Source organism: Nonomuraea cavernae, assembly GCF_014646355.1.
In the GTDB taxonomy this organism is placed as follows: domain Bacteria; phylum Actinomycetota; class Actinomycetes; order Streptosporangiales; family Streptosporangiaceae; genus Nonomuraea; species Nonomuraea cavernae.
This window is the reverse complement of sequence record NZ_BMNH01000036.1, coordinates 14,460-29,553: the sequence shown is the minus strand read 5'-3', so window position 1 is coordinate 29,553 and position 15,094 is coordinate 14,460. Positions and strand designations below refer to the sequence as shown.

Annotated in this window: 9 protein-coding genes and 1 CRISPR repeat array; of the genes, 7 read left to right on the top strand and 2 right to left on the bottom strand. The window is 69.3% G+C overall.

All coding sequences use genetic code 11. The features are described 5' to 3' along the window. Positions 1 to 8 precede the first annotated feature (8 nt). The 7 genes from casA to cas2e are packed head-to-tail and all read left to right on the top strand — an operon-like array spanning position 9 to position 5,991. Positions 9 to 1,529, top strand: coding sequence for a type I-E CRISPR-associated protein Cse1/CasA (casA, locus tag IEY82_RS34730; RefSeq protein ID WP_189128521.1), 1,521 nt, complete (start codon positions 9 to 11; stop codon positions 1,527 to 1,529). Further along, positions 1,522 to 2,175, top strand: a complete 654-nt coding sequence (casB, locus tag IEY82_RS34725) for a type I-E CRISPR-associated protein Cse2/CasB (protein WP_189128520.1) — start codon at positions 1,522 to 1,524, stop codon at positions 2,173 to 2,175. Before casA ends, casB begins: the two co-directional genes overlap by 8 nt. Beyond that, on the top strand, positions 2,172 to 3,293 hold the full coding sequence (cas7e, locus tag IEY82_RS34720) for a type I-E CRISPR-associated protein Cas7/Cse4/CasC (protein WP_189128519.1): 1,122 nt from the start codon (positions 2,172 to 2,174) through the stop codon (positions 3,291 to 3,293). Before casB ends, cas7e begins: the two co-directional genes overlap by 4 nt. Then, positions 3,290 to 4,027, top strand: coding sequence for a type I-E CRISPR-associated protein Cas5/CasD (cas5e, locus tag IEY82_RS34715; RefSeq protein WP_189128518.1), 738 nt, complete (start codon positions 3,290 to 3,292; stop codon positions 4,025 to 4,027). The genes cas7e and cas5e overlap by 4 nt, the downstream gene beginning before the upstream one ends. Next, positions 4,024 to 4,656, top strand: a complete 633-nt coding sequence (gene cas6e / locus IEY82_RS34710) for a type I-E CRISPR-associated protein Cas6/Cse3/CasE (RefSeq protein WP_189128517.1) — start codon at positions 4,024 to 4,026, stop codon at positions 4,654 to 4,656. Before cas5e ends, cas6e begins: the two co-directional genes overlap by 4 nt. After that, entirely contained in the window at positions 4,656 to 5,642 is a 987-nt protein-coding gene (gene cas1e / locus IEY82_RS34705; protein WP_189128516.1) for a type I-E CRISPR-associated endonuclease Cas1e, read from the top strand. Before cas6e ends, cas1e begins: the two co-directional genes overlap by 1 nt. Before the next feature lie 46 nt (positions 5,643 to 5,688). After that, complete coding sequence (gene cas2e / locus IEY82_RS34700) at positions 5,689 to 5,991, top strand: type I-E CRISPR-associated endoribonuclease Cas2e (RefSeq protein WP_189128515.1); 303 nt, start codon at positions 5,689 to 5,691, stop codon at positions 5,989 to 5,991. Between the two features lie 97 nt (positions 5,992 to 6,088). Continuing rightward, a CRISPR array of direct repeats spans positions 6,089 to 9,471; the repeat unit is 29 nt; unit sequence CCCGTCCCCACGCCCGTGGGGGTGAACCG. A gap of 193 nt (positions 9,472 to 9,664) precedes the next feature. Here the strand turns inward: cas2e and mobF are convergent. Beyond that, positions 9,665 to 13,672 (bottom strand): MobF family relaxase, encoded by a 4,008-nt coding sequence (mobF, locus tag IEY82_RS34695; RefSeq protein ID WP_189128514.1) that lies wholly within the window; start codon positions 13,670 to 13,672, stop codon positions 9,665 to 9,667. A 238-nt stretch (positions 13,673 to 13,910) separates the two neighbouring features. Beyond that, positions 13,911 to 14,666 carry a hypothetical protein gene (locus IEY82_RS34690; RefSeq protein WP_189128513.1) on the bottom strand — a complete coding sequence of 252 codons (756 nt, stop codon included), beginning with the start codon at positions 14,664 to 14,666 and terminating at the stop codon, positions 13,911 to 13,913. Positions 14,667 to 15,094: the final 428 nt, after the last annotated feature.

Sequence of the window (15,094 nt, the reverse complement as noted above, 5' to 3'; positions counted from 1 at the left end):
GAGCATCCATGCGCGACGGCTTCGACCTCCTTACCGGCGGCTGGATTCCCTCGCACTCCGGACAGGTCGTGGGGATTCACGACCTGTTCGCGCGAGCACACGATCTCGATGATGTCGTGGTCTCCATCGCGCCGGCCGCATCGGGTCTGTGGCGCTTCCTCACCGTGGTCGCTGCTCGAGTGACCGGTCTGGACGAGGCGGCCGACTTCCCGACGTGGGAGAGGCGCCGGGAGAGCGTCCTGGCTGCCGGCCGGTTCGACCCGATCGCGGCCCGTTCCTACTTCGACCGGTATCGAGATCGCTTCGATCTTTTCCATCCCGAAAGCCCTTTCCTTCAGGATCCGCGACTGGCTGAGCAGTGCGGTAAGACGTCGGGGATCAACAAGCTGATCCTGTCGCGACCGGCGGGGAACAACCAGGTCTGGTTCGACCACCACACGGATCTGGACGCCCGGCCGATCCCGCCTGAGGAAGCCGTCTGGTATCTGTTCGCGCAGTTGTACTACGGCCCGTCCGGCCGGTGTACGAGCCGGACGGTCAAGGGGCGGAGCGAGGCGAACAGTACGGCCGGGCCGCTGCGTGGAACGATCTCTTTCCATCCGCTGGGCCGTACCGTTTTCGAGTCCCTTGTGGTCGGCATCCCCTATCCGGGCAGTGAGGCCACCGGCGACGACCTGGCCCCGTGGGAGCGGGACGACCTCAATGATCCCTTCGGCATCCCCCCGAAACCTGCCGGCGTGGCCGGAGTTCTGACCGGGCGCTTCCGGCACGCTGTCCTGCTGTCGCAGGAGAACGGCATGGTCAACGATGCGTGGATCACGTGGGCCTGGCGGCAGCCGACGCCCGCCACCCGCGATCCGTACCTGATCTACCAGGAGAACAAGACCGGCGATCGATACGCCAGAGGGGCGCGCACCGAGCGGGCGTTGTGGCGTGACGTGGACGCGCTTGTCCTGCATGACGTCGGCGAGGAGCACGCGCGCCGCCCGGACGTCCTGGACAAGGCCCAGAACTTGCCTTTCGAACTGCTGGATGCCCTTCGGGTGCGGGCCTTCGGCTTCGACCAGGACGGGCAGACCCGTGACCGGCAGTGGTTCACCGCGACCACTCCCCCGGTTCTGTCGCTGCTCCAGGATTTCGAGAGCGCTTCCGGTGTGAGCACGGTCAGGATCGCCGCGGAGCGGGTCGGGCGGCATCTTCGCACGGCGTTGCGCAGTGCGTGGGTGGCGATCAACGATCCGTCCAACGGCCATGGCCCGCCCGTGCGTAGCGACATCCCGCCCGGTCCCTGGCGCGGTCAAGGAGACGCACGCTACTGGCCACGCGCCGAGCAGACGTTCTGGCGAAAGGTGTCGGGCCGTGACTACGAAGACCCGGCGATGGACTTCATCAAGGTCGCCCTGCAGATCTACGACGAAGTAACTGACAAGGCCGGCAGCGCGCCCCGAGCGAGACGGGCGATCGAACGTGCCCGAGGAGTCATCTTCGCTGCCCGTAAGCCATCACAGCCCAGGAGAACAGATGCCTGATCATGACGCCCTCCAGCAACAGGCGGCCAGGCTGGTGGATGCGGCCGTCAAGACGCTCACCCATCCGGACAAGCGCCGGCGAGTGGCCCTGCGCAGAGCGCTCGGCAGATCACCCGAGGATCCCACCGTACGAGCCGCGCACATGGTCGTTGCCCCCATTCTGCCCGCCCATGGCGACAAGGCCACGGAGAGAGCGTTCTACTCGGTCGCCTCGATGATCGCCGCACAGCCACGCGACGCACGCGATGACACCGCCGGCCTCAACGGTGATGCGGACGAATCCGCCCAGGATCGCCAGGAGCACGATGCGCCCGCAGCGGTCGATGAACAGGAGAGCCTCGGGGCCACCCTGGGCCGTGCGGTGGCGAACGGCAAGGCGCGCGAGGACACCACGGAGTCTCGGCTGCACCTGATGTGCCGCCAGGACGTCGACGGCATCCACCGTCACCTGCCACGCCTGATCGCGACGCTACGAGCTGACCTGCTGCCGGTCGGCTGGGTACGGCTCACCGTCGATCTGTCCCGGTGGGGCCGCGAGCGTGACCTGGTGACGAAGAGGTGGCTACAGGACTACTACCGCACGCTGCACGCCGTACGAGCCATGCGTGAGAAGAACAGCCAGAAGAACGAAGGCGAGGACCAGTGACGACCCCCCGATTCATCGACATCCACCTGCTGCAGACGCTCCCCTACAGCAACATCAACCGAGATGATCTCGGTTCGCCCAAGAACGTGGTCTACGGCGGGGTGAGCCGAACCCGAGTCAGCAGCCAGAGCTGGAAGCGCGCCGTGCGGCTGGCCGTGGAGCAGGCACTGGGGGACCCGGCCGCGCGAACCCGGCGCATTCCGGAACAGGTCGCGCAACGCCTGGCCGGGCGCGGCTGGCCATCGGAGGTGGCTACGGCCGCGGGGCAGCAGGTGGTGCTGTCCGCCGGTAAGGGGCTGAAGGTGGAAAGTGACGGTGTCACCTCGGTGCTGCTGTACCTGCCCACATCCGCTCTCGACGAGCTGGCCGATCTGGCGGCCGAGCACCGCGAGCAGATCCAGGAGCAGGCAGGCAAGAAGAAGCCGACGCCGGTGCTTCCCACCGAGCGGATCGCCGAGTTGCTGTCGCGCCGCAACGGCGTGATCAACCTGTTCGGCCGGATGCTGGCCGAGCTGCCCAGTGCTGAAGTCGATGGATCCGTTCAGGTCGCTCACGCGTTCACCACCCATGGCACCAGCACCGAGGTCGACTTCTTCACCGCGGTGGACGACCTCAACCCCAACGAGATGCGGGGCAGCGGACACATGAACTCCGCCGAGTTCTCCTCCGGCGTCTTCTACCGCTACGCCAGCCTCGACGTCACCGGCCTGCTGGAGAACCTGGACGACCACAGCACGGCGGCCGAGCTCACCAGCGCGTTCCTGACGGCGTTCATCTCCGCGTTGCCCACAGGCAAGCAGAACTCCACAGCCGCCAACACCATCCCCGACCTGGCCTACATCGCCGTACGGTCCGACCGGCCCGTCTCGCTGGCACCGGCCTTCGAAACGCCGATCAAGCTCACGGACGAGGGCGGCTACGCGGCACGCTCCCGTGACGCGCTCGCCTCCTACGCCCAGCGACTCCACACGCTGTGGGGCCAAGAGGGTGTCCTACGGCACGCGCACGCCACGATCGACGCCAAGGAGCTGTCGGGACTCGGCGACAAGGACGCCTCCTACGCCAGCCTCATCCAGCACGCGGTGGCCACCGCCTACCCCTCCGGGTCAGGGGCGTGAGCGGGCTCATACTGCGCCTGGCCGGGCCGCTGCAGTCGTGGGGTGAACACAGCGCCTTCGCCGAGCGCGACACCCAGCGCTTCCCTACCCGGTCAGGCCTGATCGGGCTGTTCGCCAGCGCGTACGGCATGCGCCGCGGAGAGGATCTGTCCCGCTTCGACGATCTGAGGTTCACCATCCGCATCGACCGGCCAGGCATTCCCATGGCCGACTTCCACACGGTCGGTGGTGGCCGGGTCCGGCAGCAGACGGTGCCCACATCCGAGGGCGGCAGACGCAGCGTCGAAACGGCCACGATCGTCACGCGCCGCCACTACCTCGCCGACGCCGTCTTCATCGTCGGCGTCACCGGCCCCGACGATGCGATCAGCGAACTCGCCGACCGGCTCGGCCGGCCCCGCTGGCAGCCGTACCTGGGCCGTCGCTCCTGCCCGCCCGACCCGCCGTTCCTGCTACGCCGTACCGAGGACACTTACAAGGAGCTCACCGAGCGGGTACCCGTGCCGTGCCGCTTCACCGGCGGGCAACTCGACGTCGTCCGCGAGGATGGCGATGCTCGGGCCGCCTCGGTCGCCGAACTCCTGGACGTGCCGGTCAGCTTCGCCGGGCTGGAGCGCCGCTACCGCCACCGGACAGTCAGTATCACGCCCTGTCCCATCCCCGAGCGTCTGTGGCTGGGCTGGGGGCGCCTCTACCAGGACGCACTGTTCGCCTACGCCGGAGGGACACCATGACCGCGTGGCTGACCCGGATCGTTCTCGAACCTCGCAGCAAGACCGCGCAACGCGACCTGCGTGACGCCGAGGCGCTGCACAAGCGGGTCATGTCCCTGGTCCCCGACGGTCTCGGTGAACAGGCCCGCGCCAAGGCCGGGGTGCTGTATCGCTACGACGAGACCGGGGCGGTCGGACCGCACCTGCTCGTCCAGAGCGGTCTGCCCATCGACGCTGCCCGGTTGCCCCAGCAGTACGGCTCGCTGGCCGTACGCGACCTGACTCTGTTGCTCGATCTGCTGCACTCGGACCTGGCCGTGCGGTACCGAATCGTCGGCAACACGACCAAACGGCTCGGCCGTACCTCTGAACGCGCCGGCAAGCTGCTCGCCCTGCGCGGCGCGGAGGCCGACCAGTGGTGGCACGCCCGCGCCGAGGCGAACGGCCTGATCCTGCGGACGCTGACCTCCACTCCGCTCCCCGACGTCCGCGGGAAAGGGCCGGGCGCAGTGCGTCATGCTGCCACCCGATTCGACGGCCTCGCCGTGGTCAAGGACCCCGATCTTGTCCGGCAGGCCGTGCTCAACGGCATCGGGCGAGGCAAGGCCTACGGCTGCGGCCTGCTCAGCCTCGCGCCGCTGGTCACCTGATGAGCAGTCCATCCGACGCCAAGCGGCGGCTGGGGCAGCCAACCCTGGCCATGTTGCCGCGCATCGCCGACTCGCTGTCCTTCCTCTACATGGAGAGCGTGCGGATCGTCCAGGATGACACCGGCGTGTGCGCCCAAGTCGAATCACCACGCGGCATCGAGCGGGTATACCTGCCCACCGCATCGCTGGCCTGCGTCCTGCTGGGGCCCGGCACCTCCATCACCCAACCGGCCATGGCCACCTTCGCCCGGCACGGCACCAGCCTGGTCTGCGTCGGCGCCGGTGGCGTACGGGCCTACGCCGGGATACTTCCCGCTCAACTCACCACCGACTGGCTGGAACACCAGGCACGCGCCTGGGCCAACGAGGACGAACGACTCCGCGTGGCCATCCGCATGTACGAACACCGCTTCGGCAACGCCCCCACCGGGGCGAGCCTGGCCCAACTGCGCGGTCTGGAGGGCCAGCGGATCAAGGCTCTGTACCGAATGCTGGCCACCAAATACGGGATCACCCGTTTCCGCCGCAACTACGACCCCGCCGCCTGGGATGAACAAGACCCCGTCAATCTCGCCCTCTCAGCCGCGAACGCCGCCCTCTACGGCACGGTCCACGCCGCCGTCCTCGCGCTGGGCTGCTCCCCCGCTCTGGGATTCATCCACTCCGGCACCCAGATGGCCTTCGTCTACGACATCGCCAACCTGTACAAGGCGAAGGTCACCATCCCGCTCGCGTTCTCACTCGCCGGATCCACTCGACCTGAGCGCGACGCCCGGGTCCAACTCCGCGAAGAATTCCGGCTGATCAAACTCATGCCCACGATCATCTCCGACGTCCAGAACATGCTCGCCCCAGACACCGCCCAGTCATCCCCGGCCGGCCGAACCGCCGACATCGTCCACCTCTGGGACCCTGACCTCGGCTCCCTTCCCGCCGGCGTCAACTACAGCGACGACCTCGCCGGCGACATCGAGATCCCGTGGTAGTCCCGGTCACCTCGGGAGCCTCTTCGCGCCATCGACCAGGTGAGCCATGGCATCCATGATCGTCATATCGACCACCGCCGTTCCCGACCACGTCCGCGGTGCCCTGTCCCGCTGGCTCATCGAGCCCGCCCCCGGCCTCTACGTCGGCACCGTCTCCGCCCGTGTCCGGGACGAACTGTGGTCCGCCGTCAGCGGCTGCATCGCCGACGGCGCCGCCGTATGCCTCCACCCGACCGACAACGAACAAGGCTTCACCATCCGCACCGCAGGCGAACGCCGCCGCCACGTCGCCGACTTCGACGGCCTGCAGCTCATACGCTTTCTTCCCGAACCTCCATCCCAGCCGTGAGCTGCCGTCCTGCCTTGCATAAGGCCAGGTCACGGGCACGACAAATACCGACACCCGCAAAGGCCCAGGTCAGTAGAGTTTCCCCAGCTCAGTAAGCCCCGTCCCCACGCCCGTGGGGGTGAACCGATGCCCGGGTCATCTGGCCCCGGATAGCTCAGCCCGTCCCCACGCCCGTGGGGGTGAACCGGTCAACGTCTGGCGGCGCTAGCCGTGCAGCGCCCCGTCCCCACGCCCGTGGGGGTGAACCGGTCGTGCTCGCCCGGACCTTGCGCCTGGTGGCCCCGTCCCCACGCCCGTGGGGGTGAACCGTCACGGCCGGCTTCCAGCCGGGAGACGAGGCTCCCGTCCCCACGCCCGTGGGGGTGAACCGTTCGCCTTCAAGGTCACCAAACTGGAGAAGCGCCCGTCCCCACGCCCGTGGGGGTGAACCGATCACCACCACGCGCGAGATGCTGCAACGGCACCCGTCCCCACGCCCGTGGGGGTGAACCGACGCCCCGGTCTGCGGGGATGACGAGCTTGCCCCCGTCCCCACGCCCGTGGGGGTGAACCGCTCGGCGGCCAGCTCGGCGTGCAGCTCATCTGCCCGTCCCCACGCCCGTGGGGGTGAACCGATGATCGGCCCGCTCTGTGCTACCCATATCCACCCGTCCCCACGCCCGTGGGGGTGAACCGGGTCAGCGGCTTGTCGGTCATGCGATCTCCCCCCCGTCCCCACGCCCGTGGGGGTGAACCGGTGTCCAAGAGTGCGGGCCTGACGCAGAACGCCCCGTCCCCACGCCCGTGGGGGTGAACCGCACCCCAGACGGCACCGGCCATGCGCTGGATACCCGTCCCCACGCCCGTGGGGGTGAACCGTCGAACCACCTGCTGCACGAGTGGCGGCAGTGCCCGTCCCCACGCCCGTGGGGGTGAACCGTCCACCGTGGCCGCCGACGCCATCCGCCACGCCCGTCCCCACGCCCGTGGGGGTGAACCGGCGGCGCGGCGTCGCCGGCCGACCGGCCCGGCCCCGTCCCCACGCCCGTGGGGGTGAACCGGTCCGCCCGGCCCTCCCGGAGCCACCAGAGAGCCCGTCCCCACGCCCGTGGGGGTGAACCGACGCGGGTGGCGGTCCGGAAGTCCGCGTCGCACCCGTCCCCACGCCCGTGGGGGTGAACCAAGAGCTGGGGCTGGAACGGAGGCGGCTCGCGCCCGTCCCCACGCCCGTGGGGGTGAACCGAGGCGATCGACAATTTCGTCAGGCTGAACTCGCCCGTCCCCACGCCCGTGGGGGTGAACCGGTGACACTCACCGTTCCCGTCGAGGTTCAGACCCCGTCCCCACGCCCGTGGGGGTGAACCGCTGTCGCCGATGGCCGAGGGCAGGCCCATCGGCCCGTCCCCACGCCCGTGGGGGTGAACCTGTAGCTCAGCAGGGAGAGCACCCGGTTTGGGACCCGTCCCCACGCCCGTGGGGGTGAACCGCTCCTCAATCCGATGCTGGACAAGGTCGGCTCCCCGTCCCCACGCCCGTGGGGGTGAACCGGTGAACAGGCTTTCGCTTTCGCCCCAGAACTTCCAGTCCCCACGCCCGTGGGGGTGAACCGCTGATCGTCCGCGTGGCCACCAGCGGCCACGGCCCGTCCCCACGCCCGTGGGGGTGAACCGACTGCGTCGCCTGGACCGATGCCGACAACACGCCCGTCCCCACGCCCGTGGGGGTGAACCGGACATGAAGCTGACGCCGCTACCCTCGCTGGCCCCGTCCCCACGCCCGTGGGGGTGAACCGGTCCGCGCGGTAATTCGTATGGTGGGCATACGCCCGTCCCCACGCCCGTGGGGGTGAACCGGCTCCATTCAGTGCACCAGGTGCGGGCAGGTGCCCGTCCCCACGCCCGTGGGGGTGAACCGTCGTCCGGCAAGGGCGGCACGGGCGGCAGCCACCCGTCCCCACGCCCGTGGGGGTGAACCGCTGTACGTCGTCGCCATGAGCGCGATTAAAACCCCGTCCCCACGCCCGTGGGGGTGAACCGGGCCACGTCCCCGCGAGCCGCAGGCCGGCCCCCCCGTCCCCACGCCCGTGGGGGTGAACCGGCGATCAGCACGGCGGCCATGTGGCTGTGGCACCCGTCCCCACGCCCGTGGGGGTGAACCGCCTCCCCCTTCGGGGGGAGAGTCGCGTGGAGACCCGTCCCCACGCCCGTGGGGGTGAACCGCCGGCGTGCTAGCGCCTGGCGCTCTCGGTATGCCCGTCCCCACGCCCGTGGGGGTGAACCGTACCCCTTGAGCAGCTCTGGACTGATGTGGGCCCCGTCCCCACGCCCGTGGGGGTGAACCGCCGACCAGACCGTGACCTGTGTCGTCTACATCCCCGTCCCCACGCCCGTGGGGGTGAACCTGCGAACCGGCGTATTGCCGACGCACAAAAGGCCCCGTCCCCACGCCCGTGGGGGTGAACCGGATTATTGATCAATGACTCATGTTTCCAGCGTCCCGTCCCCACGCCCGTGGGGGTGAACCGTGGTTTCGAACGGGCCGAGCACGAGGTTCTGGCCCGTCCCCACGCCCGTGGGGGTGAACCGCATCAGACCGCCCTCGTCCTGGCCTTGCGCCCCCCGTCCCCACGCCCGTGGGGGTGAACCGCCGGCCGCGGCCGTCGAGGTCATCGCCCCTGGACCCGTCCCCACGCCCGTGGGGGTGAACCGTGGGCTGGAGTCGGTGGGGAGCGTGGAAGGGTCCCGTCCCCACGCCCGTGGGGGTGAACCGCGCCACAGGACGCCCTCCCTATCTCAAGATGACCCGTCCCCACGCCCGTGGGGGTGAACCGATGTTCGACGTCGAGGGCCGTGAATACGAGGCCCCGTCCCCACGCCCGTGGGGGTGAACCGCGCGCCCGGGGCTGACCCGGTGGGCCGCGCACCCCGTCCCCACGCCCGTGGGGGTGAACCGGTCGTAGGCGCACTCGGATCCTGGGTCGTAGGCCCGTCCCCACGCCCGTGGGGGTGAACCGGACTTCCATTGGACGTCAATGGGGGTAGTGTTCCCGTCCCCACGCCCGTGGGGGTGAACCGCCGTTCGGCTACGAGCAGGACGGCGTCACCCTCCCGTCCCCACGCCCGTGGGGGTGAACCGTGGGTGCACGAGATGCGCGCCAGGCTCAAGGCCCCGTCCCCACGCCCGTGGGGGTGAACCGAGGGCGGGCCCGTCCAGGCCCGCCCGGACGAGCCCGTCCCCACGCCCGTGGGGGTGAACCGCACGACCACACGCTGCTCACCCTCGTGGGCCGCCCGTCCCCACGCCCGTGGGGGTGAACCGGCATCGACGCCCTCCAGGACCTGGCGGCCACCCCCGTCCCCACGCCCGTGGGGGTGAACCGTCGACCCGGCCACCGTCGAGCAGCTCCACGACCCCGTCCCCACGCCCGTGAGGGTGAACCGGCCACCGTGACCGCGCACCGCCACATCCTGCTCCCGTCCCCACGCCCGTGGGGGTGAACCATCGTCGCGCGAGCAGGTGGCCCAGTAGTTGGTCCCGTCCCCACGCCCGTGGGAACGGGGGAGGAGCCAGACCCCCACCTGCGCCGAAAGCACGTAGATCGCTTGGATGATGGTGTCCGATGTCAGAGCCGCTCCCCCACGCCCGAGGCGGCATGCTCCATCTGGACTTGAGGCCAGATATTTTCTCGGCCTGGCTATCTCCCGTGCCCCTGATCGCGGCTCCCACCTTCACGATCGAGCAATCGGGACTGCTCGGTGTGCTCCCGTTCGACCTGGTGCGCAATACGCGACTGGTCCGTACCTCGCTCGACAAGTTCGACGTACTCCACGCGCACAGCCTGTTCGATGTCGCGCCGCTCAGGGGACATTTCGGCACGTCGGACGACCTCCTGCTGAGCAACAGTGCGCTCCTGCTGAAGAAGTGCGCGATTCCTGCGAGCGGCCTCCGCTCTCTGCACGGCATCACTGATGTCCTGAGTACGGGCACCGCGTTGAGCGGTGGCGAAGTCGCGATTCAGGTCGTCATAGCGACGCCGCACCAGCGGCCACGCGGCCCTTGGCGGTGCCTGTTCAGCCGCTTGCTGAGCATCCCTTTGTAGCTGCGTCATGTTTTCGACGAGGACGTGATGACGCTGCTGCAGTTGGGCTTGCCGTTCCCGTATGCCTCCCAGCTCAGTCTCCAACTCGCGACGGCGCGCCCGACCCCACGGACGTAGCGCATCGAGCTCGCCGGTGAGGTCGTGTTCACGCTGACGTAGTTCGTTGAGCTCTCGGTTGTCCTCCACCGCGCCAACAGCCTGATGTAGTCGCTCAGCAGTCGAAGACGCCGCCTCGATCCGGCGGATCTGCTCGGTCAAGTGGTCACGCTTGGCGATCAATCGAAGCTCGAAGGGCCCACCACCGACTTCGGCGTAGCGCTGCCTATCTTGCTCGGCCGTCTGAATTTCGGCCTCCGCAGCGGAAATCTTCCGGCCCAGCTCGTCAAGGCGCTCCTCGAGTTCGACGTCCGGCAGCAACCCGACCCCGTACTCCGACTGAGCCAAGGCCAGCGCAGCGGCCGCCCGGCGCACGGCCATCCGGGCTTCCTGCTCGGCATCACGCGACTGCCCGTCAGTTGCAGACCTCCGGGTGATTCCGACATCGTGAGGCACCTCTCGATCGGTCTCGCGCTCCGCATCCCGGCGGCGGCTGATGTCATGCTCCGACGCACTCGCCGCGCGCGGGGCGAGCGGCTCGGGCTCGAGTGTAAGGAGCTTGTCGGTACGGTCGCCCCGCAAGGTAGCGGCGTAGGCCGCCATCGCCCGCTGCAGTTCGTCCGCCTCTCCCCTGACCTCGCCGTGACGCGCCCGGTCCGCCTCGGTTTCCAGCAGCTCCAGCGGCAGGTACAGGCGAGCGGTGGCGCGGTCGCGGGCCATCGCCGAATACAGAGTGTGCGGGTCCAGGCCCATGCCGTAGACCAGGGCGTGCTCGGCAGTAAGGCCCTGCGCGGCGGCCACCGTCAGGGCGGTGCCGTACGACAGGCCGCCCTCGGCGATGTAGCGGGAGCTTATCCACTCGGTGACCAGGGAGGGCCCGTCCGGGCCGGTGTGACGCCACTCGACCTGCACCCGGCCGCGCTCGTCGACGGCAGCCACCTTGCCGCGGTATCCGTTGAGCACGTTGAGTTCGCCCTCGCCGCGCCGGACCCGATAGTCGTTGCGCCGTACTCGCACGTGGTCGCCGACCGCCAGGGTGATGCTGCGGCCGCCTGCGATTCGATAGGTGCGCTCCGGACCGGTGATCTCGCCGAGTTCGCGCCGTACCGCTCGAGCTGCCAGGTTGAGCCGTTCGACGGCTTCGTTGGTGCTGGCCAGTACGAGCACCCCGGCGAGCTCGTCGTGCATCGCCTCGCGACTGCCCACGAGATAGGGCACCCTGGCCGCCGCCCAGTCGGCGATGAGCTGAGCCATGGTGTCATCAGCGCCGCGCCCGGAACGCACCCGCCCGCCCTGGCTCCACACGTCCAAGGCCTCCTGCCGCTGGTGGGCCCGCCACAGCTCCAGCGCCTTGCGTTCCAGCGGATCCCGCTGGCGGCGGTTCTCCCGCAGGGTCAGCCCGCCGATCTGGCGGTGCACCGCGCCAAAGCCTCCGCCGACGCCGACCGCGCGCAGTTGCAGCGGATCGCCCACGAGCACGACCTTGGTGCCGGTACGTTCGGCCTCCTCCAGCAGCACGGCCAGCTCGCGATCATCCACCATCGCGCCCTCGTCGACCACCAGCACGTCGACCCCGCGCAGTCCCGGCCGGTCGGGATCGCGGATGCGTCGTAGCCAGCCGGCGATGGTGTGCGAGGCGATGCCGGACTCGGCGGTGAGGTTGGCGGCCGCCACCGCGGCGGTGGCCGCGCCGCGCACCACCATGCCGCGCGCCTCGAACGCGGTCTTGACGGCCGCCATGAGCGTGGTCTTGCCCGCGCCGGCCACACCGATGACCGCTTCCACGCCGTGCCCGCCGGTCAGCACCCGCTCCAAGGCGCCGCGCTGTTCGCCCGAAAGTTCCAGGGCGTTGCCGACCTGGAAGGCATCGATGGCCATGCGCACGGTCTGACCGTCGAGCACCGCCACACCGCTGTCGTATCTGCGCCGCACACTGGCCAAGATCGCGTTCTCGGCGGCCAGGACATCCTGGGAGGTGAAACGTTCCGCGTTGCTCAGGTGGCTCGCCCCGGACTCGGGCAGTTCCACGGCGGGCGCGTGCTGCAGGACCTCGTCGGTGAGCGCCTCGGCCTCGGCCACATCCGCCACTCCGTCGGGCAGCGCGTCGATGACCGCGGTTAGCACGTCAGCGCGGGTGATCACCTTGCGATGCGCGGTCAGACCACCCTCAGCGCGCCAGATCCATGCGGCGATCTGCTCCGCGCCCGGCCATGGCGGTAGCCCAGCGCCCTCCCGGGCGCCTTGCACCAGCGCGTCCGCGTCGATACCGTCGGCCGCCAACTGCCGGCGCCAGTCGGCGCGCAGGTCCACTTCGTCGACATCGTCCTGCTTGCGCTGCCGACTCTCCGCCGAAGCCACTTTGCGGGCCTCGCGCGAGGCCTCGTCATAGGGCTTGCCCAGCCGCGCCAGCAACGCCTTGACCTGGCTGTCCCGCTTGGAGAACAGGACGCGAACCCGCTCCGGGATGGCCGAGATCTCCCACGCGCCGGTGTGCTGGTCCCGGCTCCAGGCGATGCCGTACCGCTCGGTCAGCACCCGGCGGATGCGCGCCTTGAGGAGAGCATCAGCGGCGTGCGCGTGCCGGTGGACGTCTCGCCCGCCGGCGCCGATCGCCGACCATCGGCCGTCGTCCCGACCGCGCACCATGTTCGCGATCGTCACGTGTGCGTGCAGGTGCGGGTCGGGCGCCGCTCCGTCCACCGGCCGGGCGGTACGGTGCCACATCACCCACCCGAGCAGGCCGGTCGACTCCGCCCGCTCGGCCAGCTGGCCGTCGCCCTGGTGACCGCGAAGGCCGTAGGCGGCCCAGCCCTCCACGGCGGTGACGGTCTCGACCACCGCGTCAGCGAACACCGCCTCCAACTCGGCGGCGAACTCCCGCCCGGCCAACCCGTACAGCACCGACATGCTCTTGGTGACGTCCAAAGTCAGGTCGTAGCCGCGGTTGCCGATGCGTACTCGGGCCTTGCGCCAGCGACGTGCGGTGTCGAGTTCGTCAGCCGTGTACGCCTGCTCCGGATCAATACCAGCGGCACGGGCGACTTGCTCGATGTCGGTGACGGTCATGAGATATGCCTCGCCCTGCCGGGCGATACCGCGTGCCATGCGAGCCACTCGCCTGGCCACCGCGGGACGGGCGGATAACAGCGTCTGGACCGTGGCGCCCTGCTCGGCCGCAGCCGCTTCCATGGCCGCCAAAAGCGGTGCGGCGGACAACTTGGCTCGCGGGTCGATCACGTGTTTGGCGGGCACCAGGACCTCTCCGCTCCAGGGATGTACGCCGTCCATCAGGGCGCGCGCGGTCCCGTGTTGGTCGGGGGTGAGCCGGGTCTGAGGGACGATGCCGAACTCGCGCAGGCCCTGGCCGATCCACATCAGCCTGCGTTCGTCGGCCAGCCGGTAGGTGATCTGTTCGTGCGGTTGCCCCGGCAGGCCCTGAGGCCGGTCATCATCGCAATGCGCACCGCACCCGGCGCCGTCCTGCAGCCGGTACTCCACCTGTTCCATGGAGGGTCCGATCACGCTCACCCAAGCCAACGCGATCCACCTCCTTTCGCCACCAGCACGGCCGCGGACCAGGGCGCGTATTTCGCAGATACCTTGGTCCATCGACATGATCAGGTTGCGGAGAAAGTGGACAAATCGTCAAGGTTGCGCCGGTTGCGGTTGAGTTGTTAGTACGTCAGAGATGTTGAGCGACAGGTTCTTGCCCGTGGGGGTGACCGCTCGTCTGGATGGCAGCGCCTCAGCGGGCTCGGTTGGAGTAGCCGCTTGCGGCCTGAGCGGCACTGCAGACTCGTTCGGCGGGCAGCACGGGGGGCGTCCAAGTCCAGGGGCGCCAGACTTGCACGACGTTAGGCCACACCCGGGCGAGCAGGCAGTCTCCGTCCGGCTCGCGCAGGGCAATGCCTATCTTGTCGTCGAACTCGGTGATGTCCTGGCGGATCCGCGGATCCAGATCCAGGCCACGCACCGCTTGGCGGGCGGCGTCAACGTCGAGGGTCGTGGGCAGATGCTTCTTCAGCCACGTACTGGTTCGGTCCGGGAGCTCAGCCGGTGGCCGGAAGCTGCGCGGCCTGCCCTCAGGGCAGGCGACCTCGGTGACAGTGACTCGCCGGTCCCTTATCCCCGCCCTTGAACGGTCCAGTTTCGATCGGTAGATCACCTCAACGTCGAAGCACAGGAACGCGACCGCCGCGGGCGACGAAACACCTGGCGCGGGTGGGTGAAACGCGCGATCCGTCCCGCGCACTCTGATCCGAACCCGGCCTGGGTCGTCCGGACCATCACCGGAGACGTCGAAAACCGCGAGGTTCCCGTCCTGGGTGAGGCGATGGCCGACGTCTTCGGAAACCCACGGGTCGACGCCCTTCAGCAGCTCGGCGACTCGGTCGACCTGCTCTCGCGCATCTTGCGCGGCCGCGTCGGCGGCGCAGGCGGTGAGCGAGAGTAACGAAGCCAGGGCAAGGAACGTTAGTCGGACCACGTATCCCTTCGACATCGTGCAGGACATGCCTGTTCGCGACGGGTAAACAACGTCGCGATTTTGTGATCACGGTGCGTGGGTCATGGGCGACGGGGTACCCCTCCCTGGCCATGCGTCGCTGCGCGGTTGGGTTGCCGTCCCGCTAAGAAGCAGGCCGCTGTCACGCTCGAGGAATGCCCAAGCCGGGAGGCAAGGGGGACGGCAGGCATCGCGAAAACAGCGGCGGAGCCGACATGAAGCCGAAGTGAACTCATCGCGCACAGGATCGCCTGGGTGCGGAAACCGGCTCCCGCGCCCGCTACGGCGAGGTACATCCGGGTCGGCGAGTAGTGACGAGGCGCCCCGCGGCCCAATCTACGGCGGCGCGCGTTCCAAGCGGCCGGCCTCGGAGGGGCGGGCTGTGCTCTGGACTGAGGAACGAGGGAGCGAAGCGACTGAGCGAC

Bases quoted from the DNA above. Each gene is read 5' to 3' on its own strand.
- casA (WP_189128521.1), top strand. From the start codon at position 9: ATGCGCGACGGCTTCGACCTCCTTACCGGCGGCTGGATTCCCTCGCAC.
- casB (WP_189128520.1), top strand. From the start codon at position 1,522: ATGCCTGATCATGACGCCCTCCAGCAACAGGCGGCCAGGCTGGTGGAT.
- cas6e (WP_189128517.1), top strand. From the start codon at position 4,024: ATGACCGCGTGGCTGACCCGGATCGTTCTCGAACCTCGCAGCAAGACC.
- cas1e (WP_189128516.1), top strand. From the start codon at position 4,656: ATGAGCAGTCCATCCGACGCCAAGCGGCGGCTGGGGCAGCCAACCCTG.
- cas2e (WP_189128515.1), top strand. From the start codon at position 5,689: ATGGCATCCATGATCGTCATATCGACCACCGCCGTTCCCGACCACGTC.
- mobF (WP_189128514.1), bottom strand. From the start codon at position 13,672: ATGGAACAGGTGGAGTACCGGCTGCAGGACGGCGCCGGGTGCGGTGCG.
- IEY82_RS34690 (WP_189128513.1), bottom strand. From the start codon at position 14,666: ATGTCGAAGGGATACGTGGTCCGACTAACGTTCCTTGCCCTGGCTTCG.